Annotated in this window: 22 protein-coding genes; 13 read left to right on the plus strand and 9 right to left on the minus strand. The window is 75.1% G+C overall.

Annotation, left to right across the window (positions count from 1 at the left end):
* Positions 1 to 22: 22 nt before the first annotated feature.
* Entirely contained in the window at positions 23 to 691 is a 669-nt protein-coding gene (locus ACFWW8_RS04105; RefSeq protein WP_386523301.1) for a hypothetical protein, read from the minus strand.
* Positions 692 to 696: 5 nt separating this feature from the next.
* Positions 697 to 3,219, minus strand: coding sequence for an FHA domain-containing protein (locus ACFWW8_RS04110; protein WP_386523304.1), 2,523 nt, complete (start codon positions 3,217 to 3,219; stop codon positions 697 to 699).
* Between the two features lie 175 nt (positions 3,220 to 3,394).
* On the opposite strand from ACFWW8_RS04110, the gene ACFWW8_RS04115 reads away from it, so the two are divergent.
* The 4 genes from ACFWW8_RS04115 to ACFWW8_RS04130 all read left to right on the plus strand — a co-directional run bounded on the left by ACFWW8_RS04115 (position 3,395) and on the right by ACFWW8_RS04130 (position 7,476).
* Positions 3,395 to 4,417, plus strand: coding sequence for a cation diffusion facilitator family transporter (locus ACFWW8_RS04115; RefSeq protein WP_386523307.1), 1,023 nt, complete (start codon positions 3,395 to 3,397; stop codon positions 4,415 to 4,417).
* A gap of 107 nt (positions 4,418 to 4,524) precedes the next feature.
* Complete coding sequence (locus tag ACFWW8_RS04120) at positions 4,525 to 5,004, plus strand: NUDIX domain-containing protein (protein WP_386523309.1); 480 nt, start codon at positions 4,525 to 4,527, stop codon at positions 5,002 to 5,004.
* Between the two features lie 229 nt (positions 5,005 to 5,233).
* The gene (locus ACFWW8_RS04125; protein ID WP_386523311.1) at positions 5,234 to 6,877 is read left to right on the plus strand and encodes a serine/threonine-protein kinase; all 1,644 of its coding nucleotides are present in this window, start codon (positions 5,234 to 5,236) and stop codon (positions 6,875 to 6,877) included.
* Positions 6,874 to 7,476 carry a hypothetical protein gene (locus ACFWW8_RS04130; RefSeq protein ID WP_386523313.1) on the plus strand — a complete coding sequence of 201 codons (603 nt, stop codon included), beginning with the start codon at positions 6,874 to 6,876 and terminating at the stop codon, positions 7,474 to 7,476. The genes ACFWW8_RS04125 and ACFWW8_RS04130 overlap by 4 nt, the downstream gene beginning before the upstream one ends.
* Before the next feature lie 316 nt (positions 7,477 to 7,792).
* On the opposite strand, the gene ACFWW8_RS04135 is transcribed toward ACFWW8_RS04130, so the two are convergent.
* Complete coding sequence (locus ACFWW8_RS04135) at positions 7,793 to 9,082, minus strand: ATP-binding protein (protein WP_386523316.1); 1,290 nt, start codon at positions 9,080 to 9,082, stop codon at positions 7,793 to 7,795.
* A gap of 312 nt (positions 9,083 to 9,394) precedes the next feature.
* Between ACFWW8_RS04135 and ACFWW8_RS04140 the strand changes: the two genes are divergently transcribed.
* Positions 9,395 to 10,171: a trypsin-like serine peptidase gene (locus ACFWW8_RS04140; protein ID WP_386523319.1), complete on the plus strand. Its 777-nt coding sequence runs from the start codon at positions 9,395 to 9,397 to the stop codon at positions 10,169 to 10,171.
* Between the two features lie 82 nt (positions 10,172 to 10,253).
* Here ACFWW8_RS04140 and ACFWW8_RS04145 read toward each other — a convergent pair whose 3' ends face one another.
* The 3 genes from ACFWW8_RS04145 to ACFWW8_RS04155 all read right to left on the minus strand — a co-directional run bounded on the left by ACFWW8_RS04145 (position 10,254) and on the right by ACFWW8_RS04155 (position 13,111).
* Positions 10,254 to 10,760, minus strand: a complete 507-nt coding sequence (locus tag ACFWW8_RS04145) for an NUDIX domain-containing protein (protein ID WP_386523322.1) — start codon at positions 10,758 to 10,760, stop codon at positions 10,254 to 10,256.
* A gap of 37 nt (positions 10,761 to 10,797) precedes the next feature.
* Positions 10,798 to 12,420 carry an apolipoprotein N-acyltransferase gene (gene lnt / locus ACFWW8_RS04150; protein WP_386523324.1) on the minus strand — a complete coding sequence of 541 codons (1,623 nt, stop codon included), beginning with the start codon at positions 12,418 to 12,420 and terminating at the stop codon, positions 10,798 to 10,800.
* A 175-nt stretch (positions 12,421 to 12,595) separates the two neighbouring features.
* Positions 12,596 to 13,111, minus strand: a complete 516-nt coding sequence (locus tag ACFWW8_RS04155) for a hypothetical protein (protein ID WP_386523327.1) — start codon at positions 13,109 to 13,111, stop codon at positions 12,596 to 12,598.
* A gap of 170 nt (positions 13,112 to 13,281) precedes the next feature.
* Here ACFWW8_RS04155 and ACFWW8_RS04160 point away from each other — a divergent pair, with 170 nt between their 5' ends.
* Positions 13,282 to 13,764 carry a VOC family protein gene (locus tag ACFWW8_RS04160; RefSeq protein WP_386523330.1) on the plus strand — a complete coding sequence of 161 codons (483 nt, stop codon included), beginning with the start codon at positions 13,282 to 13,284 and terminating at the stop codon, positions 13,762 to 13,764.
* A 91-nt stretch (positions 13,765 to 13,855) separates the two neighbouring features.
* Complete coding sequence (locus tag ACFWW8_RS04165; RefSeq protein WP_386523332.1) at positions 13,856 to 14,797, plus strand: ADP-ribosylglycohydrolase family protein; 942 nt, start codon at positions 13,856 to 13,858, stop codon at positions 14,795 to 14,797.
* 53 nt (positions 14,798 to 14,850) lie between these two features.
* On the opposite strand, the gene ACFWW8_RS04170 is transcribed toward ACFWW8_RS04165, so the two are convergent.
* Positions 14,851 to 15,693, minus strand: coding sequence for a hypothetical protein (locus tag ACFWW8_RS04170; protein ID WP_386523335.1), 843 nt, complete (start codon positions 15,691 to 15,693; stop codon positions 14,851 to 14,853).
* 228 nt (positions 15,694 to 15,921) lie between these two features.
* On the minus strand, positions 15,922 to 16,728 hold the full coding sequence (locus ACFWW8_RS04175; RefSeq protein ID WP_386523338.1) for a glutamate racemase: 807 nt from the start codon (positions 16,726 to 16,728) through the stop codon (positions 15,922 to 15,924).
* Positions 16,729 to 17,105: 377 nt separating this feature from the next.
* Between ACFWW8_RS04175 and ACFWW8_RS04180 the strand changes: the two genes are divergently transcribed.
* From ACFWW8_RS04180 to ACFWW8_RS04205, 6 genes are all read left to right on the plus strand, one after another.
* Positions 17,106 to 18,278 carry a glycosyltransferase gene (locus tag ACFWW8_RS04180; RefSeq protein WP_386523341.1) on the plus strand — a complete coding sequence of 391 codons (1,173 nt, stop codon included), beginning with the start codon at positions 17,106 to 17,108 and terminating at the stop codon, positions 18,276 to 18,278.
* 246 nt (positions 18,279 to 18,524) lie between these two features.
* Positions 18,525 to 19,037, plus strand: coding sequence for a DUF6643 family protein (locus ACFWW8_RS04185; RefSeq protein WP_386523344.1), 513 nt, complete (start codon positions 18,525 to 18,527; stop codon positions 19,035 to 19,037).
* A 55-nt stretch (positions 19,038 to 19,092) separates the two neighbouring features.
* Complete coding sequence (locus ACFWW8_RS04190; RefSeq protein ID WP_386523347.1) at positions 19,093 to 19,941, plus strand: MOSC domain-containing protein; 849 nt, start codon at positions 19,093 to 19,095, stop codon at positions 19,939 to 19,941.
* Positions 19,942 to 20,220: 279 nt separating this feature from the next.
* Positions 20,221 to 20,820, plus strand: coding sequence for a hypothetical protein (locus ACFWW8_RS04195; protein ID WP_386523350.1), 600 nt, complete (start codon positions 20,221 to 20,223; stop codon positions 20,818 to 20,820).
* Between the two features lie 247 nt (positions 20,821 to 21,067).
* Positions 21,068 to 23,551 (plus strand): right-handed parallel beta-helix repeat-containing protein, encoded by a 2,484-nt coding sequence (locus ACFWW8_RS04200; protein ID WP_386523353.1) that lies wholly within the window; start codon positions 21,068 to 21,070, stop codon positions 23,549 to 23,551.
* A 202-nt stretch (positions 23,552 to 23,753) separates the two neighbouring features.
* A complete protein-coding gene (locus ACFWW8_RS04205) occupies positions 23,754 to 24,251 on the plus strand; it encodes an SRPBCC family protein (RefSeq protein ID WP_386523356.1) in 498 nt (165 codons plus the stop codon).
* A gap of 109 nt (positions 24,252 to 24,360) precedes the next feature.
* On the opposite strand, the gene ACFWW8_RS04210 is transcribed toward ACFWW8_RS04205, so the two are convergent.
* Positions 24,361 to 25,488, minus strand: a complete 1,128-nt coding sequence (locus ACFWW8_RS04210; protein ID WP_386523359.1) for a PLP-dependent cysteine synthase family protein — start codon at positions 25,486 to 25,488, stop codon at positions 24,361 to 24,363.
* Positions 25,489 to 25,524 lie beyond the last annotated feature (36 nt).

Genomic DNA, 25,524 nt, shown 5'->3' on the forward strand with positions numbered 1-25,524 from the left:
TCCCGGTCCCGCTCCGGGCCCGTCACCGCCCGCCGCCTTCGCGGGCAGCCCCGGGCCGGCCGTCGGGGGCGTCCACGACCCGGGTGGGCTCGTGCCCCTGCGCCCCTCCCGGAGCCGCCCCGGCATCCGGCCCCAGCTCCGGCTCCGGCTCCGGCTCCGGCTCCGGCTCCGGCTGAATGCCCGGTCCGGCCACGACCGCGTACGTCGCCAGCCGGGTGCCGTCCCCGTACAGCCAGCGCCCCGCGGCCTCGTCGTACAGCCAGACCGACTCCCCGTCGATCACGATGCCGGCGCGCAGCCCGCGTACGGACGCCCGGAATCCCTCCCCGTCCGCCCGCCCCGACGCGAGCCCGTCGACGGCCCGCCGGTAGCGGTCCAGTGCGTCGGCGCCGCGCGCGAGCAGCGGCCGCGGGTCCTCGGCCCGGCCCGGCGGCCGGCCCCCGGTCGTCGGCGGCGGCTGCGGTACGGCGACCAGCAGCCGCCCGTCCACCCAGGCGGACCAGCCGTTGGCGCACAGGATCTCCCCCCACTCCGCTCGCCGGGAGAGCAGCCGTACGGGAAGGAAGGGGTCCAGGGACGCCGTGGGCCGGGAGGCGCCGGGGGCCTCCCAGGCGGGCAGTCCGTCCGGCGGCACGACGTGCGTCGGCCGGAATTCCGCGGCGCCCCCGGGGTCCGTCGTCGGATTCGCCATCGGGCCTACTTCCGCATGATCGCGGGTTCGTGGCGCCGCAGCAGCCGGACGACCAGGACGCCGAACAGCACGGACAGGGCGGCGAGCATCCCCATGTTGAGCAGCCACACCCCGGCGCTGTGCGCGAACAGCGGGTCGTCGGTGAGGGTGCCGGGGACGATGGCGCCGAGGTCGATGGTGCCCGCCATGGCCCCGAGCGCCCACCGGGAGGGGACCAGCCAAGCCAGTTGCTCGATGACGGGGACGCCGTCGAGCTGGAGCAGCGCGCCGCAGAAGACCACCTGCACGATGGCGAGGAGGACCAGCAGCGGCATGGTCACCTCCTCCTTCCTGACCAGCGCGGAGACCAGCAGGCCGAGCATCATCGCGGTGAACGACAGCAGCGCCACGGCGAGGGTGATCTCGACGAGGGGGGGCAGGAACACCCCCCGGCCGGCCGGCGCCCGCAGCTCCACGCCGAAGAGGCCGACCAGGGTGAGCACCACCGCCTGGGCCACGGTGACGGCGCCGAGCACCACCACCTTGGACATCAGGTAGGCGGAGCGCGACAGTCCGACGGCTCTCTCGCGCTGGTAGATGGTCCGCTCCTTGACCAGTTCGCGCACCGCGTTGGCGGCGCCCGTGAGCACGCCGCCGACGCAGAGGATGAGCAGGGCGTTGATCGCGGTCTCGGCGGTGAGCGCGCTGCCCGCGAGGGCGCGGGCCATGGCGCCCATCACGAACGGCAGCGCGATCATGATGGCGAGGAAGGTCCGGTCGGCGCCGAGCGCGGCGGCGTACCGCCGGACCAGCGTGGACAGCTGGGAGCCCCAGCTCTGCGCCTTGGGCGGGGCGGAGACGAAGCCGGCGGTTCCCGCCGGGCCGCCGGCGCCGTCCCGGCGCGGTGGCCGGGAGGCTACGGACGCGTACTTGCGGTAGGGGACCGAGGCCGCGTACTCGCCCGCCCAGTCGCGGCCCTGGTGGCTCTCGAAGGCTTCGAAGGCCTCGGGCCACTCGGTGTAGCCGAAGTAGTCGAGGGTCTCCCCCGGAGGCCCGAAGTAGGCGATGCGCCCGCCCGGGGCGAGGACCAGGAGGCGGTCGCACACGTCCAGGCTGAGGACGCTGTGGGTGACCACGATGACGGTGCGGCCGTCGTCGGCGAGGCCGCGCAGCATGTGCATCACGGAGCGGTCCATGCCGGGGTCGAGTCCGGAGGTGGGCTCGTCCAGGAAGAGCAGGGAGGGCTTCGTCAGCAGCTCCAGGGCGACGGAGACCCGTTTGCGCTGGCCGCCGGAGAGACTGTGGATGGGCTGGTCGGCGCGCTCGCGCAGGCCGAGTTCGCCGATGACCTCGTCGACCCGGGCCTGTCGTTCGGCCCTGGCAGTGTCCTGGGGGAAGCGCAGTTCGGCGGCGTAGCCGAGGGCGCGGCGGACGGTGAGCTGGGCGTGCAGGATGTCGTCCTGCGGGACCAGGCCGATCCGGCTGCGCAGTTCGGCGTAGTCGCGGTAGAGGTCGCGGCCGTCGTAGAGGACGGTGCCGCGGTCGGCGGGGCGCAGGCCGGTCAGGGCGCCGAGGAGGGTGGACTTGCCGGCGCCGCTGGGGCCGACGACGGCGAGCAGGCACTTCGCACCGACGGGGAAGGAGACGTCGCCGAGGAGGGTCTTGCGGCCGCGGTCGACGGCCACGGTGAGGTGCTGGACGTCGAGGGACACCTCGCCCGTGTCCACGTACTCCTGGAGCTGGTCTCCGACGAGGCAGAACACCGAGTGGCCGATGCCGACGATGTCGCCTTCGCCGAGGCGCGAGGCCCCGTCGACGGGGGCGCCGTTGAGGTAGGTGCCGTTGTGGCTGCCGAGGTCGGCGATCTCGTACGTACCGTCCGCGCGGGCGCGCAGTTCGGCGTGCCGGCGGGAGACGACGAGGTCGTCGACGACGAGGTCGTTGTCGGGGGCGCGGCCGATCCGCACGGTGGTGCGGGCGGGCAGCGGACGGACGGCCGTGGGCTGCCGGAACGTGCCGGTCAGGGCCGGGTTCGAGACCCGGGACGGCCGGGCGGCGGCCGGTGCGGGCGGCGGCAGGACGGGCCACGCCGCGGCGGGCGGCGCAACGGGCGGCCCGGCCGCGGGCCGTGCGGCGGGCCGTGCGGCGGGCGGCCCGGCCGTACGGGAGGCCACGGGCGGCTCGGCCCCGGAGGGCGCGGCGGGCGGTGTCGGCTCGGACGGGGGCGGTGTCGGGCCGAGCAACAGCGCGCGCGGGCCGTCGGCCGCGTGGCCGAAGCGCAGCTCGCTGCCGGGCCCGACGCTCCACTCGTGCACGCGGCGGCCGTCGGCCCAGGTGCCGTTGGTGCTGTCCTCGTCCTCCACGGTCCAGTGGTCGCCGTCGGGCCGCAGGACGGCGTGGTGCCAGGACACGCGGGCGTCGTCGAGACAGATCTCGCAGCGGGGGTCCCGGCCGACGTGGTAGACCCGGCCGGGGCTCATCGCGGTGGAGCCGCGGTCGGTTTCCAGGACGAGCTCGGGCGCGGTCGGCACTCCGGGGCGCTGGACCATGAGCACATGTTCCCACGATCCGCCCGACCCGGCACCCGCACATCGCCGCAGGTCAGGGCCTCGTTATGGGTAATGACAACGGTCCCCGTTGCAGCCTTTGCCCATCGCGCCGGTGTGCGCTTCACTTCACGCGACGGAACCGGACACACGGGTGACGCGACGAGACGGGGGACCCATGAGCGGGCACGACCAGGATCACGGCGACGCGCACGGAGGGCACGGCCACGGACCCGGCGGACACAGCCACGGGGTGTCCGCGGACGCCGACCGGCGCTGGCTGGGGATCGCGCTCGGTCTGATCGGCGCGTTCATGGCAATCGAGGTGGTCATCGGCGTCATGGCCCACTCGCTGGCCCTGATCTCCGACGCCGCCCACATGCTGACGGACGCGGTCTCCATCGTCCTGGCCCTGATCGCGATGCGGCTGGCGGCCCGCCCGGCGCGCGGCGGCTTCACGTACGGTCTCAAGCGCGCGGAGATACTCTCCGCGCAGGCCAACGGGCTGACGCTGCTCCTGCTGGCGGTCTGGCTGGCGTACGAGGCGGTGCGGCGGCTGGCCGACCCGCCGCCGGTCGAGGGCGGGCTGGTCCTGGTGACGGCCCTGGCGGGCATCGTCGTCAACGTGGTCGCGGCCTGGTGCATATCCAGGGCGAACCGGTCCTCGCTCGCCGTCGAGGGCGCCTACCAGCACATCCTGAACGACCTGTTCGCCTTCATCGGAACGGCCGTGGCCGGTCTGATCGTGCTGACCACCGGCTTCCGGCAGGCCGACGCGATCGCCACCCTCGTGGTCGTGGTGCTGATGGTCAAGGCGGGCTACGGGCTGGTCCGCGAGTCCGGCCGGATCCTGCTGGAGGCCGCGCCGGCCCACGTCGACCCGGATGCGGTCGGCGACCGGCTGGCGGGACACCCGCCGGTCGCCGAGGTGCACGACCTGCACATCTGGACGATCACCTCCGGGCAGGCGGCGCTCTCGGCGCACGTACTGGTGGAGCCGGCGGGTGACTGCCACGCCGTGCGCCGCGATCTGGAGGGGCTGCTGGACAAGGAGTACGGGATCACGCACACCACCCTCCAGGTGGACCACACGCAGGAGTCCCTCCTCACGGTCGGCCGCGCCGGTGAGGACCCGTCCGGTGATCCGCACTGCGCGGACGCGCACGGCCCGGTGCACCGCCAGGGGCCGCACGAGCACTGACGTCCGGCCGCCGGGGGCCGCACGAGCGCTGACGTCCGGCCGCCGGTCCGCGGGAATCCCCCGTCGGGGGCCACTGGGACGGCCCGGTTCGGGGCATGGATGGACCCATGACGCACAAGCGCAGTGCCGGGCTGTTCCTGTTTCGCCGCACGGGTGGAGAGGACGCGCCCGGTGTCGAGGTCCTGCTCGGGCACATGGGCGGTCCGCTCTGGGCCGGGCGGGACGACGGGGGCTGGGCCATCCCGAAGGGCGAGTACGGGCCGGACGAGACGCCGCGGGACGCGGCCCGCCGGGAGTTCACCGAGGAGATCGGGCTGCCGCCGCCGGAGGGCCCGTACCTGCCGCTCGGCGAGGTGCGGCTGACGAGCGGCAAGCTGGTGACGATCTGGGCGGTGGAGGCGGACCTCGACCCCGCGCTGATGGTGCCCGGGACGTTCTCGATGCAATGGCCGCCCCACTCCGGGGAGGTGCGGGAGTTCCCCGAACTGGACCGGGTGGCCTGGTTCACCCCGGAGGTGGCCGAGAGGAAACTGATGCCCTCTCAGATTGCGTTTCTGGAGAGGCTGTTGGTGCTCGTGAAAAGTTGACCCGACCTCTGCTCGCCGGCAAACCCCGCCTGCAGTCAACGATCCGGCGTTCGCCCGGGCGGCGGCCGACCGGCTGCACGCGATGATCGGCGCGGTACCGGCCGCAGCCCACACCCCCCCGTACGGACGGGAACCGGCCGTGGCGGAATGCGTGTCCCAGGGGGTGGACGCCCGACGACCGGGCGGCCCGGGGGCAGGACGCCGTCACGGCGCGGAGGGGACGGGAACGATGAACGGTACGTGGACGGTCCCCGGCTACACCGAGGTCCGGGAACTGGGCTCGGGGGGCAGCGGCCGGGTGGTGCTCGCCGTCCACGACGGCACGGACACCGCGGTCGCGGTGAAGTACCTCGGCGACCGGCTCCGCGAGGACCCGGCCTTCGTCGGGGAGTTCCGGGCCGAGGCGCGGCTCATCGGCGGGCTGCGGACCCCGTACGTGGTGGGGCTGTACGAGTACGTGGAGGCGCCCGGCGGCGCGGCCATCGTGATGGAGCTGGTCGACGGCATCTCGCTGCGCGCGCTGCTCAAGCAGTCCGGGCGGACCGACGCCGAGGCCGCGCTGGTGGTGCTGAAGGGCTCCCTCCTCGGTCTGGCGGACGCGCACCGGGCGGGGGTCGTCCACCGGGACTACAAGCCGGAGAACGTACTGGTCGCGGCGGACGGCTCGTCGAAGCTGGTGGACTTCGGCATCGCGGCGGGCCGCGGCACCACGCCCGGCGTCGCCGGAACGCCCGCCTACATGGCCCCGGAACAGTGGCAGGGCCGCCCGGCCTCGCCCGCCGCCGACGTGTACGCGGCGACGGCGACCTTCTTCGAGTGCGTGACCGGGCGCAAGCCCTACGACGGGGAGAACTTCGCGGAGCTCGCGGTCCAGCACATCGAGGCCCCGGTCCCGGAGACCGAGGCCCCCGAGCCCGTGCGCCCGCTGATCCGGCGGGGCCTGGCCAAGCAGCCGGAGGAACGGCCGGAGAACGCCGAGGCGTTCGTGGCGGAACTGGAGGGCGTGGCGCTCGCCGCGTACGGGCCCGGGTGGGAGGAGCGCGGACAGCGCAAGCTCGCCGCCCTGGCCGCGCTGCTGCCGCTGCTGTTCCCCTCGGCGGGGGCCGCCGCCCACGGCACCACGGCGGTGGCCTCGACCACGCTGGGCGGCGCCTCCGGCTGGGCTCCCGGCCGCGGCGGCTGGCTCGCGACGGGCGTGGCGCTGGTCCTGGGCACGGTGCTGCTGTTCACGGCGGACGCGATCGGCAGCACCCCGGGCGGGGCGTCGGCGCTGAGCGCGTTCGCCACCACCAGCGCCGCCCCGCCGGGGCCGGGCTCGCCGACCGGGGCGGCCGGCCCGTCCGCGTCCCCGGCCCCCTCCGCGTCGGCGAGCCCCTCGCCGGCCCCGTCGCCGTCCTCCTCCCCGTCGCCGTCCGCGTCCCCGTCACCCGGAGCCACCGCGACGGCGCCGCCGACCCCCACGACGGGCGTCACGACCGAGCCGACGCCCACCCGCACGCCCACACCCACACCGACACCCACGCCGACACCCACACCCACACCCACGCTGAAGGTCACGAAGCTCGACGTGTCCCTGCGGCCCGGCATCTACCAGGGGCAGGCGACCGTCTCGCTCGCCACCCAGGGCACCGGCCCCGTCACCGTCGTCCTGCACTGGTACCTCGGCGACGCGGCCGGCGAGTTCTCCGTGCCCGACGGCACGGACACGGTCGTGGTCCCGTCCGGCTCCGTGGCCCCGGTGGTGCGGTCCCACGCCTTCACCCGCGGACGCGGCTGCCACGGCGGGGTCCGCGTCACGACCGAGCCCGCCGCGGCGAGCGGCTCCGCGTCGGACTCCCAGCCCCTGCCGCGCTGTCAGGGGCCCGCCCGATGAGCGGTCCCCACGCGCCCCGGGACGACGAGTACAGCGCCACCGTCCTCGGCAGCCACTGGATCTCCGGCCCGCCGGAGCCGGCCGGGGTCGCCCCCGACCGGGTCGAGGGCTCGGTGCTCCGGTTCGGGCCCGGGGTGACCGCTGCCCTGCCCGCGCCGTTCCCCGTCGGCGCGCCGACGGCCGCCGCGCCCCGCGGGCGCCGGGCCGCCGGGCTCCGCAGGTACGCGCTGGCCTTGCTGGTCCTGCTCGGCGTGCTCGCGTACCTGGGCTGGCAGCGGTACGGGCCCGCCCTGGAGGTGCGGGACCTGGCCGTGACCACCGCGGCCGGGGATCCGTCGTGCGACTCCGCGGTCGACGTGGTGGCCCTCGTACGGACCAACGGGCGCGAGGGCACGCTCGCCTACCGCTGGATCCGCAGCGACGGCACCCGCTCCGAACGGCTGACCGAGCGGGTGCCGCGCGGACAGCGGGAGGCGCGGCTGCACCTGCTGTGGACGTTCCGTGGAACGGGCAGCTACCCCGCGAAGGCGGAGCTGGAGCTGCTGTCGCCCGGGAGGCGCACGGCCGCGGTGGAGTTCACGTACCGCTGCCGGCCGTAGCCGATCGGCCGTTCGGCCCCGTGGCGGGTCGCGTCGGCCGTCCTTCCGGCCGGGGCGGCCGGGGCCGTCCGGCCGAAGCGCGGGTCCCAGCCGCGCTGGTTGACTCGAAGGTGTTGACGAGGGCGCGCAGGGCGCCCTGCGGCACCGCTGCGGCGTGTCACGCTCCAGCCGGCGACACACCCCAACCGGAGCGTGGCCGTCCCGCACGGAGGCCAAGTCCGCGCGGGAGGCCCGCAGCCGCTTTGGGGAGTGGCTGCGGGCCACTTGCCGTCCCCCGCCGCAACCGGGGGGCGGAGCCCTGAACCGCGCGCCGGGGTCAGAACCGGGCGTGCGCCGTGATGTCCGCCTCGAACTCCCCCGTCATCGCCGGGGTCACCGTGGGCCGGCACTGCCGGACGGCCTCCAGGTAGTCGCCGGTGGTCGCGCCGAGCTGCGCGGCGGCCGCGCCGCGCGCGCCCACCGCCTCCAGGTCCCGTTCGAAGGACACCTGCGCCGCGATCCGCGCCGCGTGCTCGATGTCGGCCGGGGTGAACAGCTCGGTCGCCGCCACCAGGGCCGCCACGTCGACGTCGGCGCGCCCCGCCGTGTACCGGGACCAGATCGCGGCCCGGGCGCCGGCGTCGGGGGTGCCGATCGGGATCAGGTAGTCGAAGCGCCCGGGCCGCAGGAAGGCCGGGTCCAGGGAGCGGACCGAGTTGGTGGCGCAGACCAGTAGCCGCTCGTCCCCCTCGCGGAACCGGGGTATCAGTTTCAGCAGCTCGTTCGTCACCCCGTGGATGCCGCCGGGCTGCGCGGGCTCGGTGCGCCGGGGCGCGATCTCCTCCACCTCGTCGATGAAGACGAGCACCCGTTCCAGCTCGGCGATCCGCGCGAAGGCGTCGCGCAGGGCGGCCGCCAGGTTGCCCTCGTCGGCGAGGCGGGACGGCAGCAGTTCGACGAACGGCCAGCCCAGCCGGGAGGCGATGGCCCGCGCGAAGGTGGTCTTGCCGGTACCGGGCGGCCCGAAGAGGGCGATGGCGCGCGGCGCCCGCACCCCGTGCGAGGCGGCGCGCTCCGGCTCGGCGAGCGGCAGGACCACGCGCCGCTCGATGAGGTCCTTCTCCTTCTCCATCCCGGCGACCCCGGTCCACAGGTCGTTGGGGAGGAAGCGGCCGCCGAGGTCGTCCAGGAGGCCGGCCGCGGGCCCGTGCAGCGGCTCGGTCTTCTCGAAGTACGCCACTGCGGGCTGCCGGGTGTATCCGGCGTTGAGCAGACCCTCGCCGAGCAGGTCCTCCTCGGGCAGGACGTACGCGATCCTCCCGACGCGGGCGGCGACGAGCCGCCGCTCCAGCTCGACGAGCAGGGCGCTGGCCAGGCCGCGGCCGCGCCAGCCGGCGGCGATCGCGATGCGCATCACCCAGGCCCGCTCACCGGTGACGCAGGCGAGGGCCGCGCCGATCGGGACGCCCTGGTGGACGGCGACCACGCACGGCTGCCTGCCGGTGAGGGCGCCGATGCACTCGGCGAGCGAGAACACGGACTCCTGGCCGAGTTCGGCCGTGGTGTCGATCAGGTGGACCACTGCGGCGAGATCGCTCTCGCGGTAGTCGTGGATGAGCCAGTTCACCGGGTACCGCCCCTCGTTCGTGCTCCTGCGGTGAGGCTAGGGGCGGGCGGGCCCGCCGCTCACGCACCGCGGTGCACAACAGCCGGTCCGCAAACCGTCCGTGTCGTCCATAGACTGGTGCTTTCCGCCGAAACGGAACCCCGGAGCACCCGCCGCGTTCATCGCATCCGACGACTCCCCCAGCGCCCGCCGGCACTCTGAGCTGCTATGACCCGGTTTCACATCCGGCCCACGGGATTCACAGCAGATTCATATGGAACTACGGGCTCCGGACAAGGGTTCGCCGGGCAGGGTCGGAACATGATCCCGCGCATGCGTTCCCATCCCCGTGCGGCCGGACGGGCCCGCGCCCGTGCCCGGCAGGCGTCCCGGATCGCGCTCGTGCTGGCCGCGCTGACCGCGCTGCTCGGCGTGGCCCTGCCGGACGCGGCCCCCGACCGGCCGCTCGGCGTCACGGCGCGGGCCGTCCCCGACGCCACGGCGAACCGGGTGGGCGCCCTGTTCGCGGGCGGTCTCGGCGGAGGGCACTTCTGCACCGCCGCGGTGGTCCGCAGTGACGACGGCGACGTGATCGCGACCGCCGCGCACTGCCTGGGCGACCCGGACAGCACCTTCTTCGCACCGGGCTACCGGGACGGCAGCGCTCCGTACGGCCTCTGGCGGATCACCGGCGTGCACGTCGCTCCGGGCTGGACGGACAGGCAGGACCCGGACGCCGACATCGCCTTCGCCACGGTGGCTCCGGTGGACGCAGGGCGGTCCGAGCCGGTGGAGGACCTGGTGGGCGGTTTCCCGGTGGCGGGCGACCAGCCCGGGCGGGCCACGGTGGAGGTCGTCGGCTACCCGCGCGCCCTGGACGCGCCGCTGCGCTGCACCAACACCACCGACCTGATCTCGCCGACCCAGCGCCGGATCGACTGCCCGGACCTCAGCGGCGGCACCAGCGGCAGCCCGTGGCTGGTCGGCGGGGCGCTGGCCGGGGTGCTGGGCGGGTACGAGGGCGGCGGCACGGTTCCGGAGGTCTCCTACAGCGCGGTGCTGGGCGAAGGGGCCGCGGCGCTGTACCGCGCGGCGGCGGCCACGGGCTGAAGCCACCGCCGGGCGACGCGTTCCGTGCGCGGCCCGGGCCCGTACGGCCAGGCCGGCATTCCGTACGCAGTCCGCACGGCGCTCAGGCGCCGCCGACGGGCCGCCCCTCCGGCGCGGGCACGAACGGCTCGAACCAGGTCGGCTCGTCCCGCAGTGCCTGGTGGATCCGGTCGAGGGAGAACCGGTCCAGCGGCGGCAGCGCGTCCACCTCGAACCAGGCGACCTCCAGCGACTCGCTGTCGTTGGCGCGGGCCTGCCCGCCGGTCGCCCGGCAGCGGAAGGTGATGTCCTGGAACTGGCAGACGTCGCCGTTGGGGTAGGTGACCGGCGCGAGCATCTGCACGAGGACCACCCGCTCCGGCACGCACGTCACCGCCGTCTCCTCGAACACCTCGCGCACGGCGGTCTCGGCCGGCTGCTCCCCCGGCTCGCAGATCCCGCCGACCACGGACCACCGCCCGGTGTCGCTGCGCCGGCCGAGCAGCACCCGGCCCCGGTCGTCGAGGACGACCGCCGTCACCCCGGGCAGCAGGAGCAGCTGGTGGCCGGCGGTGGCGCGGATCGCGCGGATGAAATCGGGTGTGGTCATCCCACGACCCTACGAGCCGGGGCCGGAGTCTCCGGCGTCAGGCAGCGCGGCGGGCGCGGAACCGGCGTGTCGCCGTCCAGCCGAGGCCGGCCGCGGCGAGGAGGAGGAGCGCGTACTCCGGCAGCGGTCCGACGACGGTGGCCGGGGTGCGGGTGGAACGCAGCGGGATCTCGGCGACGAGCGCGTCAGCGGTGAACATCTTCGTCTGCGAGACGACGCCGCCGTCGGGGCGGATCACCGCGCTGACGCCGCTGGTGACGGGGACCAGCACGGTCCGGCTGTGCTCGACGGCGCGGACCCGGTCCATGGCCAGCTGCTGGTAGGTCATCTGGCTGCGGCCGAACGTGGCGTTGTTGCTGGGTACGGTGATGACCTGCGCTCCGGCCCGGACCGTGGAGCGGACGGCGTCGTCGAACGCGGCCTCGAAGCACGTCACCATGCCGACCCCGCTGCCCGCCATGGCGAAGACGCCGGGCTCCTTGCCGGGGCCGAAGTCGCGGCGGACCCGGTCCACGTCGGAGCTGAAGAGCCGGACGAAGGACCGCATCGGAATGCGCTCGCCGAAGGGCTGGATCTTGCGCTTGTCGTAGGTCTCGGTCGGGCCCTTGACCGGGTCCCACAGGATCATCGTGTTGCGCAGCGGGCCGGTCTCCGGGGCCACGACGGCGCCGATGGCCACGGGCACGCCGATCGCCTTGACCGCCCTGTCGATGACGGCGCGGGCGTCGGGCTCGGCGTAGGGGTCGAGGTCGGAGGAGTTCTCCGGCCAGACGACGAAGTCGGGCTTCGGCGCGCGGCCGGCCTTGACGTCCTCGGCGAGCTGGACGGTGCGCGCCGCGTGGTTGTCGAGGACCTGGCGGCGCTGGGAGTTGAAGTCGAGGCCGAGCCGCGGCACGTTGCCCTGGATGAGGGCGGCGACGACGGTGCCGTCCTCGGCCGCGTCGGAGACGAGCGGCCGGGAGGCGAGGCTCGCGCCGACCGGCAGGGCGACGGCGAGCGCGGCCAGCGCGGCGGTGGCCCGGCGGGGGTGGCTGCGGGCGGCGCGCAGGACCTCGTAGAGGCCGAATCCGCACAGGGCCACGCCGAAGGAGAGCAGCGGGGTGCCGCCGAGCGCGACGAGCGGGGTGAAGACGCCGTCGGCCTGTCCGAAGGCGAGCTTCCCCCAGGGGAAACCGCCGAAGGGGGCGCGGGCCCGCAGTGCCTCCCCGGCGACCCAGACGGCGGCTGCGAAGAACGGCCATGCGGGGAGCCGGCTGACGAGGGCGATGCCGAGGCAGGTGAGGCCGATGAACGCGGCTTCGAGGGCCGTGAGCGCCAGCCAGGGTACGGGGCCGACCTCCTCACCGGTCCAGCTGAGCAGCGGCAGCAGGTACCCGAGGCCGGCGAAGAACCCGAGGCCGAAGCCGGCGCGCGCGCGGCGGCCGTGAAGGGAGCCGGCCAGCAGGGCGAGGGCGAAGGGGGCCAGCCACCACAGGGGGCGCGGCGGGAAGCTCAGGTACAGCAGTGCACCGGCGAGCGCCGCGAGCCCGGCACGCGCCCAGAACTCCTTCCGGCTCCCCTTTCCGGGGAGAGCGGCGGCTTCGGTTCCGGTGCCCGCTGCGGTCCGGCCGGCGGGCTGCGCGGGCTCGCTTCCGGCCGCGCGGGTGACACTGGTGCTCATCTGGCGGAGTGTACGGCCCCGGGGGCCGACCTCCCGTAAAGGCCCGCGTGCGGGCGCTGTGGAGGAGCCGGTCGGCCGGGCGGCGGAACCGGTCGGCCACGCGGGGGCGGCCTCCTGCCGACGGGGGCGGACCCGGCCGCGGCGGCGGACCGGGCGTCGGCCGGCGGCGCGCGGTTCAGCGGGCGAGGGCCCGGAGGTGGGTGCGGATGACCCGGACCGCGTTCTCGGCGTCGTCCACGGTGACCGTGAACAGCTTTCCGTCGCCGAGCCGCAGCTCCAGCCCTTCGCCGCGTCGGACGATGACCGCGGTGCCCTTCTCGGGCCGCCACCGGTAGCCCCAGCCGCCCCACTGCTGCGGGGTGATGCGGGGGACGAACTCGGCGGAGGCGACCTCGGCGAGCCGGATCCTGCGGCGCGGCAGTCCGATGTGGCCGCAGCGCACTTCGAGGGCTTCGGAGTCGACGGTGACGGCGACGTGCACGAAGGCGAGGGTGCCGTAGAGGATGAGCAGGCCGACGGCCAGGCAGCCGATCACGGACATGAGCAGCGGCACGATGCCGGCCGTCCAGGAGTTGTCCACGGCCAGCTCGATGCCGAGGGCGAGGCAGCCGGCGCCGGTCACGGCGAGCAGCCACTGCACGCGGTTGGAGGCCCGGCCCGTCCAGAGCGGACCCGGTGGGTGACCCGTCATGTGTAGCAGCGTACTCACGTTCCGCAGGGGCGCCACTGCCTCGCGCCCGGCCGCTCCCCCGGGGCCCGTACCGCCGGGCACCGGGCTCCGCCGGGCACCACCTGCCCCGCGCGCACCCTGCGCCTGCTCACCCTTGACCTCAACCAAACTTGAGGTTCTACGGTCCTGCCATGACCTCTCACGACGCAGTGCAGATCGTCCCCGCGCGCTATCGCAACGCGGTGGTGCCGCACGTCATGGTGGCCGACGCGCCCGCCGCCCTCTCCTTCTACGCGCGGGCCTTCGGCGCGGTGGAGGACGTCCGGCTGGAGCGGCCCGGGGGCGGCGTGCTGCACGCCGAGATCCGGATCGGCGACGCCGTCCTGATGCTCGGCGACGGGGGCGATCCCGCCGGTGACCCCTTCGCCTCCCCCACGGCGCTGGGCGGGACCTCGGTCGCGCTGCACGTGTACGTACCGGACGTGGACGCGCTCGCCCGGACCGCCGTGGCGGCCGGGGCGGAGCTGCTGCGGGAACCCCGGGACCAGTTCCACGGGGACCGGACGGCGATCCTCCGGGACCCCTCGGGGCACGTGTGGGTGTTCCTGACGCACCGGGAGGACCTGACCGCGGAGGAGCTGGCCCGCCGCCTCGCCGGGGCCCCGGGAGCGTAGGGGTCAGCGGGGCCGGCGGGGCCGGCGGGGCCGGAGGATCTGGAAGGGTTGGTACCGGGCCCGCGGGCCGCCGTACGAAGCGGGAGGCTCCGTGAGCGAGCAGGACGACCGGATCGACCGGGTGGTGGGAGCCGTACTGGGTTCGGCGGCGGGCGACGCCCTCGGCGCACCCTACGAGTTCGGCCCCGAGGGGCAGTTGACCGCGCGCGGCGAGGAAATGCGCGGGGGCGGCGGCTGGGATCCGGGGGAGGCGACCGACGACACGCAGATGGCGGTCCTGGTCGGCGAATCGCTGCTGGACCGCGGCGGCCTCGAACTCCCGGACGTCTTCGGCCGGTTCCGGCGCTGGGCGGCCGGAGGACCGAAGGACATCGGCCTCCAGGCCGAGGACGTGCTGACCAACGGCGAGCCGTGGGACCTCGCCGCGGCCCGGCACTTCCAGCTCAACGCCCGCGCGGCGGGCAACGGTTCACTGATGCGGGCGTCGACCTCGGCGGTGTACTTCGCCCCGGCCGGGCGGCAGGCCACCATGGAGGCCGCCCGGCGGATCGCGGCGCTGACACACGGCGACCGTGCGGCGTGGGAGGGCACGGCCGTCCTGCACGAGCTCGTACGGGTCGCCCTCGACGGAGCCGACCCGCTGGCCGCCCTCCCCGCGACGCTCGGCCTGGTGTGCCCGAGCACGCGCGAGCGGTACGAGCGGGTGCTCGCCGCCGACTGGCACCCGGGCCTCGCCACCGAGTTCAACGGCGCGGTGTGGCCCTGTCTGGGCTCGGCGGTGTGGGCACTGCGGACCACCGGCGGCTTCGCGGAGGCGGTGCGGGCCGCCGTGGACCTGGGCGGCGACACCGACACGGTGGCCGCGGTGACGGGCACCCTGGCCGGGGCCCGGTACGGGGCGGCGGCGATCCCGCGGCACTGGACGGACCCGCTCCACGTCCCCCTGCCGGGCTTCGGGGACCGGGTCCTGCGCGCCGAAGACCTCGGCGAACTGGCCCGGCGGCTGGCGGCGGCCGGGGCGGGAACCGCGTAGCAGCCGCACCGCGGGCCCCGCTTCAGGTCCTGCCGCGGGCTCTGCCGCGGGCTTTACGGGCGCTCGAAGACCTGAAGCACCCCGCCGACCGAGAAGCACAGGGCTCCGCACAGCGTGCCCCAGTTGGCGATGTCGGAGTTGACCAGGCTCCCGGTGGCCGGCCGGGTGAACGCGGCCAGTGCCGACACCATGAAGAGCACCGATCCCACCTGGTTGACGGCGACGATCCACCAGCCCGGGCTCCGGGAGCGGAAGCAGGGCCTGGACCGGTGGCATACCTCGGCGAAGGCGAGGTGTCCCGACACCAGGAACAGGAGGCATCCGACCACGTCGGGGGTCCAGACGAGCCGGTTGAGCTGTTGGGCGCTGAGTCCCTGGAGGAAGGAGTCCAACAGGTTGACGCCGAACACGAGCGTCCCGACGAACAGGACGAACGTGCTCAGCCAGTCCAGACGCATCGGCTCGTACCCCCACCACCGCCAGCCGGCCGTCACCAGCCGGCCGCCGCCCGGGGAGTGACGGGGCGCGTTCAGTACCTGGAGGAGCGAGGTGTAGCCGCCCAGGTTGAAGAACAGGCCGCCGGTGAAGAAGACGGAGGCGCTCACGAGCGGGTCGCCCGACCCGAACTGGGCCAGGGCGGCGCCGAGCGCGAAGAGCCCCCCGCCGACGACGAACGCGGCCGAGGCGACGGCGTTCAGCCTGCGGAGGCGGCCGAGGGCCTCGGCGTCGGCGCTCTCGGACCGGGTGGCCGTGCCCCCGGGGCCTTGGACCGAGAGCACCCCCCGCTTGCGCGCGGGCCGGGACTCCCACACCACCGTTCCCCCTTCGGGGCGGCGCCAGGAGCGCCGGGTGGTGAACGGTCCTGGACCTTCGGCACGCTGCTCGGGCTGTCCCACGTCCCGAGCCTAAGCGCCGTCCCGTCATCCCTGGTGGATCAGCGCGCGGCGTCAGATGCGGTGCGTCGCACGACGGGTGCCGGCCCGGGCGGGCCGTGGAACGCGCCTGCCGCGCCGTCGCGCACCCGTCGCTCACGTGGGGGGCACCCGTCCGACCGCCGCGGAGCGACGGGCCCGAGCGGAACGGCAACGGAAGGACGTCAGGGGAAAGACGTCAGGGGAAGGACGTCAGCGGACGGCGGCCGTGCCGCGTGCTCCCCGGCCCGCGAGGAGCCGTCCCTCCGCGTAACCGAGGGCGGCGGCCGGCAGGGACCCGGGGCGGCCGCTGCGCAGCACGGTCAGGCCGCCGGTCGCGGGCAGAGCGGGCTCGGGAGCGGCGCCGATGCGGCGCAGCGCCTGGACGGCCACCGGCTCGGCGGACCCGTGGAAGACGAGGTCGGCGCCTCCGGTGCGGGCGGCGAGGGCGGCCCGGATGGCGGTCTCGACCAGCTCGTAGTGGGTGCAGCCGAGCACGACGTCGGCGACGTCGGCCGGAGTGAGTTCGGCGGCGGCGGCGACGGCGGCCGTCACGGCGGAGCCGTCGGCCGCTTCCACGGCGTCGGCGAGGCCGGGACAGGGCACCTCGGTCACCCGCGCCCCGGCGGCGAACGCGCGGATCAGCTCGCGCTGGTACGGGCTCCCGGTGGTGGCGGGGGTCGCCCAGATCGCCACGCGGCCCCGGCCGGCGGCCGCGGCGGGCTTGATCGCGGGGACGGTGCCGATGACGGGGATCGCGGGCTCCAGCGCGGCCCGCAGGGCGGGGAGGGCGTGCACGGAGGCGGTGTTGCAGGCCACGATGAGCGCGGCGGGCCGGTGGGCGGCGGCGGCCCGCGCGACGTCGAGGGCCCGCCCGGTGAGGTCCTCGGGGGTCCGCGGGCCCCAGGGCATCCCGTCGGGGTCGGAGGACAGCACGAGATCCGCGTCCGGCCGCAGCCGCCGTACCGCCGCGGCCGCCGCGAGGAGGCCGATTCCGGAGTCCATGAGCGCGATCTTCACCCCGTCACCTTAGTCGAAGCCCCCGCTGGACCGGCCTGCGGCCACGGCGGCGGCGCCACCCGCCGGAGCCCCGCACGGGGCGCGGCCTGACCCCCGACGGGGAAGCGCCCCGGCCCGCCGACGGGGGCAGGCCGACGGGGGCGGGCCACGGGGGCGGGCAACGGAGCGCGGCACCCGCGGGCGGGACCCCCGCCGCGGGGGCCCGCACGGAGGCCGGCACCGGCGGGGCCGCTCCTTCGGTCGGCCGGCCGCACCCGCCCCGGGCCCGCTCGCGGACGGCCGCCGGGCCCCGCGTCGCCGGCCGCCTCGGGAGACGCGCCGGGCCGGGGCGCCGCCGGGTGCGGGACACGGCCGTCGGGGAGCGGCACACTGCCGGGATGGGCCTCCTCACCGCCGCCTGTGCGGCCTACGCCTCCCTCGCCGCCTGGCTCTGGCTCACCCTGGCCCAGGGCATGTTCTGGCGCACCGACGTCCGCCTCCCCCCGCGCTCCGCCCCCGCCCGCTGGCCGTCCGTCGCGATCGTGGTCCCGGCGCGGGACGAGGCCGGGGTGCTGCCCCGGAGCCTGCCCTCGCTCCTCGCGCAGGACTATCCCGGCGACGCCGAGGTCATCCTGGTCGACGACGGCAGTACGGACGGCACCGCCGACCTCGCCCGCCGCCTGGCCGCCGAACAGCCCGGGCTGCCCCTCACGGTGACCTCCCCCGGCGACCCGGCGCCGGGGTGGACGGGCAAGCTCTGGGCGCTGCGCCACGGCATGGCCGTCGCCCGTACCGCTCCCGCACCCGAGTACCTGCTCCTCACCGACGCCGACATCGCGCACGAGCCCGACAGCCTCCGCGAGCTGGTCGCCGCAGCGACCTCCGCCGACCTGGACCTCGTGTCCCAGATGGCGCGGCTGCGGGTCGCGACCCCGTGGGAGCGGCTCGTCGTGCCGGCGTTCGTGTACTTCTTCGCCCAGCTGTACCCCTTCCGCCGGATCAACCGTCCCGGCGCCCGTACCGCGGCCGCGGCCGGCGGCTGCGTCCTGCTGCGCACCGGGGCCGCCGTCCGGGCGGGCGTGCCCGACTCGATCCGGCAGGCCGTGATCGACGACGTCTCCCTCGCCCGTGCCGTCCAGCGCTCCGGCGGCCGCATCTGGCTGGGGCTGGCGGAGCGGGTGGACAGCGTGCGCCCGTACCCGGCGCTCGCGGACCTGTGGCGGATGGTCTCGCGCAGCGCGTACGCCCAACTCCGCCACCGGCCCGTGCTGCTGGCCGGGACGGTGGCGGGACTGGTGCTCGTGTACCTCGTGCCGCCGGCCGCCCTCCTCGGGGGCCTCGCGGCGGAACGCCCCGCCGTCGCCTGGGCGGGCGGTCTGGCCTGGCTGCTGATGGCCGGAACGTACCTGCCGATGCTGCGCTACTACCGCCAGCCGGCCCTGCTCGCGCCCCTGCTTCCGTTCACGGCGCTGTTGTACCTGCTGATGACCGTCGATTCCGCCGTCCAGCACTACCGGGGCCGCGGCGCCGCCTGGAAGGGCCGTACCTATGCCCGTCCCAGCGACGCCTGAAACGGCGAACTACCGTCCGGACCAACATCGTCCGAGGTCATGGCATTGTGACGCTGCGTCAGCACGAAATGGGTGCAGCGCACAACCAGCAGGTACGAGTAGGGGCGAGGTGGGACGGAAGTGGTGAATCGTGCACGGGAAGGCCAAGTGGCAGCCGCGGTCCTGACCTGCGAATATGCAGGTCAGAGCGGTGTTCGCCCAACCTCGCTATGGACCACGTGAAGTCGTGGGCTTAACTTAGGTCCCATGACCTCCCCCCGCTCCACTTATGGCGGCGGTTACTACTCCGCGCCCTCCTTCCAGGACACCCCCATCTACGACTCCCTCGTCGCCGAGCGCGGCACTCCGCAGATCGCCCCGATCCGCGTCCCGGCCGCCTACGAGTCCCCGAGCGCCGGCTACTCCACCGGCTACTCGAACGGTGGATACCTGCCGGCCCTCGCGTCGGCCCTGCCCGCCCTGCCGCCCGCACCGCAGCAGAACGCGCCCGCGTACGGCTACCCGTACCAGCAACAGGCGGCACCGCAGCCGATGCCGCTCCAGCAGGCGCCCGTCCCGTACATCCCCCAGCAGCAGCCGATGGCCGCCCGCGGCGGGTACGTGGCCCAGCCGCAGCAGCAGCAGCAGCCCCGCCCGGTCGCCGCGTCCACCGGCTACGAGGCCATGCGCCCGGCCGCGCCGCGCCCGATGCAGGCTCCGGCGCCCGCGGCCACGTACGAGGACCCGTACGGCCGCCCGTACCAGGGACGGGGCTACTGACGGGACCGTCGAAACCCGCTGGGGCGGAGGAGGCGGGGGCTGGCAGGATGCCCCCATGGCGAACATGCGCGTCCAGTCGCTCCACGTCCACCCCGTCAAGTCGGTAGCGGGGACCGCTCCCGACGCGGTGGCCGTGGAGCCCTGGGGCCTGTCCGGGGACCGGCGCTGGGCAGTGGTCGACACCGGGGGCGCCGTCATCACACAACGCCAGCAGCCCCGGCTGGCCCTGGCCGCGGCCCGTCCGCTCGACGGGGGCCGCATCGGGCTGTCGGCACCGGGCATGCCGGAGCTGGTCGTGGAGGTGCCCGCGCCGGGTTCGCCGGAGCCGGTGCTGCTGTTCGGGAAGAAGGTCGAGACCGTGGTCGCGGCGCAGGACGCCGCGGCCTGGTTCAGCGCGTACCTCGGGGTGGGGGCGCGCCTGGTCCACCTGGACGATCCGGCCGTGCGCCGGCCCGTGGACCCGGACTACGCGCTGCCGGGCGAGACGGTGAGCCTGGCCGACGCCTACCCGCTGCTGATCACCACCCTCGGCTCGCTGGACGCGCTCAACTCGCTGATCGCGCGGGGGGACCACCCGGCGGAGGGACCCCTGCCGATGAACCGGTTCCGCCCGAACGTGGTGGTGTCCGGAGCCGGTGCGTGGTCGGAGGACGGCTGGCGGCGCATCGCGATCGGCGACGCCGAGTTCCGCGGGGTCCGTGAGTGCGGGCGGTGCGTCGTCACGACCACCGACCAGGCGACGGCGCGGCGCGGCAGGGAACCGCTGAAGACGCTGGCCGTGCACCGCCGGATCGGCAGGTCCCTTGCGTTCGGGAGACACCTGGTGCCCGTTCGGCTGGGCACGGTGCGGGTCGGCGACGAGGTGCGCGTGCTGGAGTGGGCCGAGGGACGGGCCCGGGAGTGAGGACCGGGGCAGCCGGAGCGGTCCGGAGCGCCGCGGAGGCGGCGCCCGCGGGGCCCGCCGCCGGAATGACACCTTCGGGGGGCTCCGGGCCGGGGTTGGAACCAACGTGCCGCGCCGTGCCGTTGGATCGGTCAGGACAGGTGGGCACCCGTGGGGACTCCGACACCGGATCGGGTGACACATGTCTCGCGCGTCCCGGAATGCGCGTCCCGGGGGCATGCGGGAGGCTTGGACGCGCAGGCAGGCGGAAGCAGGGGGATCCGGACCGTGCGGACAGCGATGGGTGTGTGGCGTTGGCGGCGCAATCCGCTGCGCCGGCCGACCGACCTCGTCGAGGCGTGGGTGGCCTTCGGGGCGGTGGTGTGTTTCCTGCTCGTGGCCCCTGCCCTCGGCTGGGCCGTGGGCGTGCGGGTGGACGGGACCCTTCAACGGGCCGCGAACGAGCAGCGGCAGGAGCGCCACCTGGTCCCGGCGGTGGTGGTCCGGCCCGCTCCCGAGCCCGCGGAGGAAGCCTCGGCCGACCCGTCGGCGCAGCGGACCGCCCCGCGGCGGACGCAGGTCGTGGCCGCGTGGACCGGGCCCGACGGCAGCAGCCACGAGGGCACGGTGCCCGCCGCGGAGGAACCGCCGCGGACCGGCGACCGGTTCCGGATGTGGACCGACGGGCACGGCCGTGCGGTGGGGCGACCGCTCGACCCCTCCGCCGCCGCGTTCCACGCGGGGACGGCGGGCCTGGCCGCCGCCGTCTGCGCGGCCGCGCTGGTGGAGACCGTCCGGCGGATGATCGTACGCAGGCTCATGCATCGGCGGTACATACGTCTGGACCGGGCGTGGGCGGCGGCTTGGCCCGACTGGGGCCGGGCGGGCGCGGGAAGTTGACCTGGCATCCCACCGGCCCCGCGCGCGCTACGGTGGAGCGGCCGGACCGGGCGCCCTCGGCCGCTCCACCCCGGTGGGCCGCTCCCAGCGCCCCGACCGGCCCCGGCGAGTACGGAATGTTCTACGGGTACGACAGGTTCGACGGTTCCAGTGACCGCGGTGTCAGTGACCGCGGTGGCTTTCGACGGTTTCAGTGGCTTCGGCCGCGTCGACAGCGCGAGTACGAGGGCGGGGGCACGACAGCACCATGGCTCAGGGCACGGTCCAGGTGACGCACGGCGGGGCTTCGCGGTGGCGGCGCCGATCCGGTGAGTATCCGACGCTGGCCGCCGCACTGGCCGTCGCGGGCGACGGTGACGTGCTGTCCATTCCCCCCGGCACCTACCGGGAGAACCTGGTGGTGCTCCACGCGGTGACCCTGCGCGGTCCCGAGGGCGGTCTGGGTTCGGTGCGGATCGCGCCTCCCGACGGGGTCGCGCTGACCGTGCGCGCGTCCGCCGTGATCCAGGACCTGCACCTGGAGGGCCAGGACCGGGCCGCTCCCGCCCTGCTCGTCGAGGACGGCTCTCCCGAGCTGACCGACCTGCGGGTGAGCACCCGCTCGGCGGCCGGCATCGAGGTGCGCGGCAGCGGAGCGCGTCCGCTGGTGCGGCGCTGCACCGTGGAGAACCCGACCGGGGTCGGCATCGCCGTCCTGGACGGCGGCGGCGGGGTGTTCGAGGAATGCGAGGTCGTGGCCGCCGGGCAGAACGGCGTCTCGGTCCGCGGCGGCGGCCGCCCCCGGCTTGAGCGCTGCCGGATCCACCACGCCACCGGCGCGGGGATCGCGGTCACCGGTGAGGGCTCGGGCCTGGAGGCGCTGGGCTGCGAGGTGTACGAGATCAAGGGCACCGGCGTGCAGATCGCCGCCCGCGCCACGGCCCGGCTCACGGACTGCTCGGTGCACCGCACGTCGACCGACGGAATCACCCTCGACACGGACGCGGTGCTCACGCTCGCCGGCTGCGACATCCACGACATCCCGGAGAACGCGGTGGACCTGCGCTCCCGGTCGGTCCTCACCCTCAGCCGCACCACGGTGCGCAGGTTCGGCCGCAACGGCCTGTCGGTGTGGGACCCGGGGACCCGCGTCGACGCCGAGTCCTGCGAGATCCACGACAGCACGGGCGACTACCCGGCGGTGTGGGTCAGCGACGGGGCCTCGGTCTCCCTCGACTCCTGCCGGGTGCACGACGTGCCGGACGCGCTGTTCGTGCTGGACCGGGGTTCGCGCGTGGACGTCGTCGACAGCGACCTGTCGCAGGTGCGCAACACGGCCGTCTCGGTGAGCGACGGCGCCACCGCGCAGCTCGACGACTGCCGGATCCGGGAGGCCGCGACCGGGGCGTGGTTCCGCGACCACGGCAGCGGCGGCACCCTCGCGAACTGCACGATCGACGCGGTGCAGACGGGGGTGATCGTGACCAAGGGGGCCGATCCGGCCCTGGAGCGGTGCACGGTCACCTCCCCCGCCGAAGCGGGGTTCTACGTGTCGGCGGGCGGCCGCGGGACCTTCACCGCCTGCCGGGTGACGGGCAGCTCCGGCTTCGGCTTCCATGTGATCGACGGCTGCCGGACGACCCTGAAGGGCTGCCACACCGAGCGCTGCGCGCGCGGGGGCTACGAGTTCGCCGAGGACGGCCCGGAGGCCGAGGACTGCACGAGCGACGAGCCCGGTGCCCGCCTGGCGGCCCAGTCGAGCCCGGGTGCCGGCTCAGCCGGGGCGCGGACGGGCATCCGTACGGTCACGGCCGGCGGCGGTGCCGCGCCGGCGCGGTCCCCGTCGGAGGCGGAAGTCCCCGTACCGCGGCCCGGGGACGCGGGGGACGGTGCGCAGGACCCGCCGCCGGCCGCCCGCGGTTCGGGCGAGGTGCTGGGGCAGCTCGACGGGCTGGTCGGGCTGGAGAGCGTCAAACGCGAGGTCCGGGCGCTCACGGACATGATCGAGGTGGGCCGGCGGCGGCAGCTGGCCGGGCTCAAGGCCGCCTCGGTCCGCCGGCACCTGGTCTTCACCGGCTCCCCCGGAACCGGCAAGACGACGGTCGCCCGGCTGTACGGGGAGATCCTCGCCTCGCTCGGGGTGCTGGAGCGGGGCCACCTCGTCGAGGTGTCCCGGGTGGACCTGGTCGGCGAGCACATCGGGTCCACGGCGATCCGCACGCAGGAGGCCTTCGACCGGGCGCGCGGCGGGGTGCTGTTCATCGACGAGGCGTACGCGCTGGCGCCGGAGGACTCGGGCCGCGACTTCGGGCGCGAGGCGATCGACACCCTGGTGAAGCTGATGGAGGACCACCGGGACGCAGTGGTGGTGATCGTCGCCGGGTACACGGCGGAGATGGACCGCTTCCTCACCGTGAACCCGGGGGTGGCCTCGCGGTTCTCCCGGACCATCACGTTCGGCGACTACGGACCGCAGGAACTGCTGCGGATCGTGGAACAGCAGGCCGAGGAGCACGAGTACCGGCTCGGCGAGGGCACGTCCGGGGCGCTGCTGACGTACTTCACGGAGCTGCCGAAGGGCCCCGCGTTCGGCAACGGGCGGACCGCGCGCCAGACCTTCGAGTCGATGGTCGAGCGGCACGCGGGCCGGGTGGCGCAGCTCACCGAACCGAGCACGGACGACCTCACCCTGCTCTTCCCGGCGGACCTGCCCGCGCTCCCGGCCCTGCCCGCCCTGCCCGCTTCCCACTGAGGCGCGGGGCGGCGCCGGGCCGCGGAGGCGGGAGCCCGCTGCGCCCCGCGGCACCGCACCCCACGGGGGCGGACATCTGACGGGCCGCCAGCCAAGGGTTGTCCCGTAATCCCTGCCGCGCGCCCGCCAGGGAGCGGGACAGCCCTTAGGGTGTCGGGCACGCCGTCCGCACACGCGTTCCCGACCCTGGGGGTAAACCGACATGGCTCACCGACTCCGTCCGGTGGGGACGGACTTCACCGAGGACGCCCCGATGCGGCTGAGGTTCACGGCCGAGGCCTCCGCGGCGCCCGCCCTGGTGTACCAGGCGCTCGCGGAGGACGTCACGGGCTGGCCCGCCTGGTTCCGCGCCGTCACGCTGGCCCGGCCCACGCACGGCGGCGCCGGACGGGAGGTGCGGCTGGTGGGCGGGGTCCGGTTCCAGGAGACGATCATGGCCGCCGATCCCGAGCAGCGGTACGCCTACCGGGTCGACGAGACCAGCGTCCCCGGGATGCGCGCCCTGCTGGAGGAGTGGCGGCTCACCCCTGCGGGCTCCGGCACCCGGATCCTCTGGACCTTCGCCGCGGACGGCACGCGCGCGTTCCGGTTCGCCCTCGCCGCCTCCCGGCCCGGGCTGGGCCGCTCGTTCCGTTCGGCCGTGCGTGCCCTGGACGGGCGCCTCGCCGCCGCTCACGCGGCGGGCCCGCAGGAGCGGTAGCGGGGGGCGGGGACCGGCGGCGGGTCGCAGCCGCAGCCGGTGCGGGCTCCCGACTCCTCCCGGGCCAGGGGCGTGTCGCCCCCCGGTCCGCCGGGTCCCCTGCCACCGGTCAGGCGGTTGGCTCGCGCCACACACCCGTCGTGAGCAGGGTGTCGAGGGTCTTCGCGTACGGGGTGATGTCGAGGCCCTGCGCCGCCAGCCAGTCGTCGGAGTAGTACTTGTCGAGGTAGCGGTCCCCCGGGTCGCAGAGCAGAGTGAGCACGCTGCCCGTGCGCCCCTCCGCCACCATCTCCGAGATGATCTTCAGCGCGCTCCAGAGGCCGGTGCCGGTGGAACCGCCCGCCTTGCGCCCTATGGCCGTCTCCAGGGCGCGGCAGGCCGCGACGCTCGCCGCGTCCGGCACCTTCATCATCCGGTCGATGGCGCCCGGCACGAAGCTCGGCTCCATCCGCGGCCGTCCGATGCCCTCGATGCGCGAGCCGCAGTCGCTGCTCGCGTGGGGGTCGTGGTTCGTCCACCCGTCGAAGAAGCAGGAGTTCTCCGGGTCGGGGACGCAGATGCGGGTGTCGTGCTGCATGTAGTGCACGTAGCGGGCGATGGTCGCGGAGGTGCCGCCGGTGCCGGCGGTGGCCACGATCCAGGCGGGCTCGGGGAAACGTTCCAGCCGAAGCTGCTGGAACATCGATTCGGCGATGTTGTTGTTGCCGCGCCAGTCGGTGGCCCGCTCCGCGTACGTGAACTGGTCCATGTAGTGCCCGCCGGTGCGGGCGGCCAGCTCGGCGGACGCCTCGTACATCTTCATCGAGTCGTCCACGAAGTGGCATTCGCCGCCGTGGAACTCGATGAGGCGGCACTTCTCCGGGCTGGTGGTGCGCGGCATGACGGCGATGAAGGGAACGCCGATCAGCTTGGCGAAGTAGGCCTCGGAAACCGCCGTGGAGCCGGACGAGGCCTCGATGACCGGGCGGCCGGGACGGACCCAGCCGTTGCAGAGGGCGTAGAGGAAGAGCGAGCGGGCGAGGCGGTGCTTGAGGGAGCCCGTGGGGTGCGTCGACTCGTCCTTGAGGTACAGGTCGATGCCCCACTCCTCGGGAAGCGGGAAGCGCAGCAGGTGGGTGTCGGCCGAGCGGTTGGCATCCGCCTGGACCTTGCGGACGGCCTCCTTCAGCCAGGCCCGGTAGTCCGCGTCGCTGCGGTCGACGTCGACGGTCGTGGCGGTGGTGCCGGTGGTGCTCATGCGCCGTGCTCCTTCATGCGTGTGCGCGGGTCTTTC

It is taken from the genome of Streptomyces sp. NPDC058701 (genome assembly GCF_042715295.1).
GTDB lineage: Bacteria > Actinomycetota > Actinomycetes > Streptomycetales > Streptomycetaceae > Streptomyces.

What these genes read in the sequence shown, in the direction of transcription:
- ACFWW8_RS04160 (WP_386523330.1), top strand. Translation starts at nt 13,282, where the DNA reads ATGACCTCTCACGACGCAGTGCAGATCGTCCCCGCGCGCTATCGCAAC.
- ACFWW8_RS04125 (WP_386523311.1), top strand. Translation starts at nt 5,234, where the DNA reads ATGAACGGTACGTGGACGGTCCCCGGCTACACCGAGGTCCGGGAACTG.
- lnt (WP_386523324.1), bottom strand. Translation starts at nt 12,420, where the DNA reads ATGAGCACCAGTGTCACCCGCGCGGCCGGAAGCGAGCCCGCGCAGCCC.
- ACFWW8_RS04145 (WP_386523322.1), bottom strand. Translation starts at nt 10,760, where the DNA reads ATGACCACACCCGATTTCATCCGCGCGATCCGCGCCACCGCCGGCCAC.
- ACFWW8_RS04180 (WP_386523341.1), top strand. Translation starts at nt 17,106, where the DNA reads ATGGGCCTCCTCACCGCCGCCTGTGCGGCCTACGCCTCCCTCGCCGCC.
- ACFWW8_RS04185 (WP_386523344.1), top strand. Translation starts at nt 18,525, where the DNA reads ATGACCTCCCCCCGCTCCACTTATGGCGGCGGTTACTACTCCGCGCCC.
- ACFWW8_RS04200 (WP_386523353.1), top strand. Translation starts at nt 21,068, where the DNA reads ATGGCTCAGGGCACGGTCCAGGTGACGCACGGCGGGGCTTCGCGGTGG.
- ACFWW8_RS04105 (WP_386523301.1), bottom strand. Translation starts at nt 691, where the DNA reads ATGGCGAATCCGACGACGGACCCCGGGGGCGCCGCGGAATTCCGGCCG.
- ACFWW8_RS04190 (WP_386523347.1), top strand. Translation starts at nt 19,093, where the DNA reads ATGGCGAACATGCGCGTCCAGTCGCTCCACGTCCACCCCGTCAAGTCG.
- ACFWW8_RS04205 (WP_386523356.1), top strand. Translation starts at nt 23,754, where the DNA reads ATGGCTCACCGACTCCGTCCGGTGGGGACGGACTTCACCGAGGACGCC.
- ACFWW8_RS04140 (WP_386523319.1), top strand. Translation starts at nt 9,395, where the DNA reads ATGCGTTCCCATCCCCGTGCGGCCGGACGGGCCCGCGCCCGTGCCCGG.
- ACFWW8_RS04130 (WP_386523313.1), top strand. Translation starts at nt 6,874, where the DNA reads ATGAGCGGTCCCCACGCGCCCCGGGACGACGAGTACAGCGCCACCGTC.
- ACFWW8_RS04195 (WP_386523350.1), top strand. Translation starts at nt 20,221, where the DNA reads ATGGGTGTGTGGCGTTGGCGGCGCAATCCGCTGCGCCGGCCGACCGAC.
- ACFWW8_RS04120 (WP_386523309.1), top strand. Translation starts at nt 4,525, where the DNA reads ATGACGCACAAGCGCAGTGCCGGGCTGTTCCTGTTTCGCCGCACGGGT.
- ACFWW8_RS04155 (WP_386523327.1), bottom strand. Translation starts at nt 13,111, where the DNA reads ATGACGGGTCACCCACCGGGTCCGCTCTGGACGGGCCGGGCCTCCAAC.
- ACFWW8_RS04210 (WP_386523359.1), bottom strand. Translation starts at nt 25,488, where the DNA reads ATGAGCACCACCGGCACCACCGCCACGACCGTCGACGTCGACCGCAGC.
- ACFWW8_RS04110 (WP_386523304.1), bottom strand. Translation starts at nt 3,219, where the DNA reads ATGGTCCAGCGCCCCGGAGTGCCGACCGCGCCCGAGCTCGTCCTGGAA.
- ACFWW8_RS04115 (WP_386523307.1), top strand. Translation starts at nt 3,395, where the DNA reads ATGAGCGGGCACGACCAGGATCACGGCGACGCGCACGGAGGGCACGGC.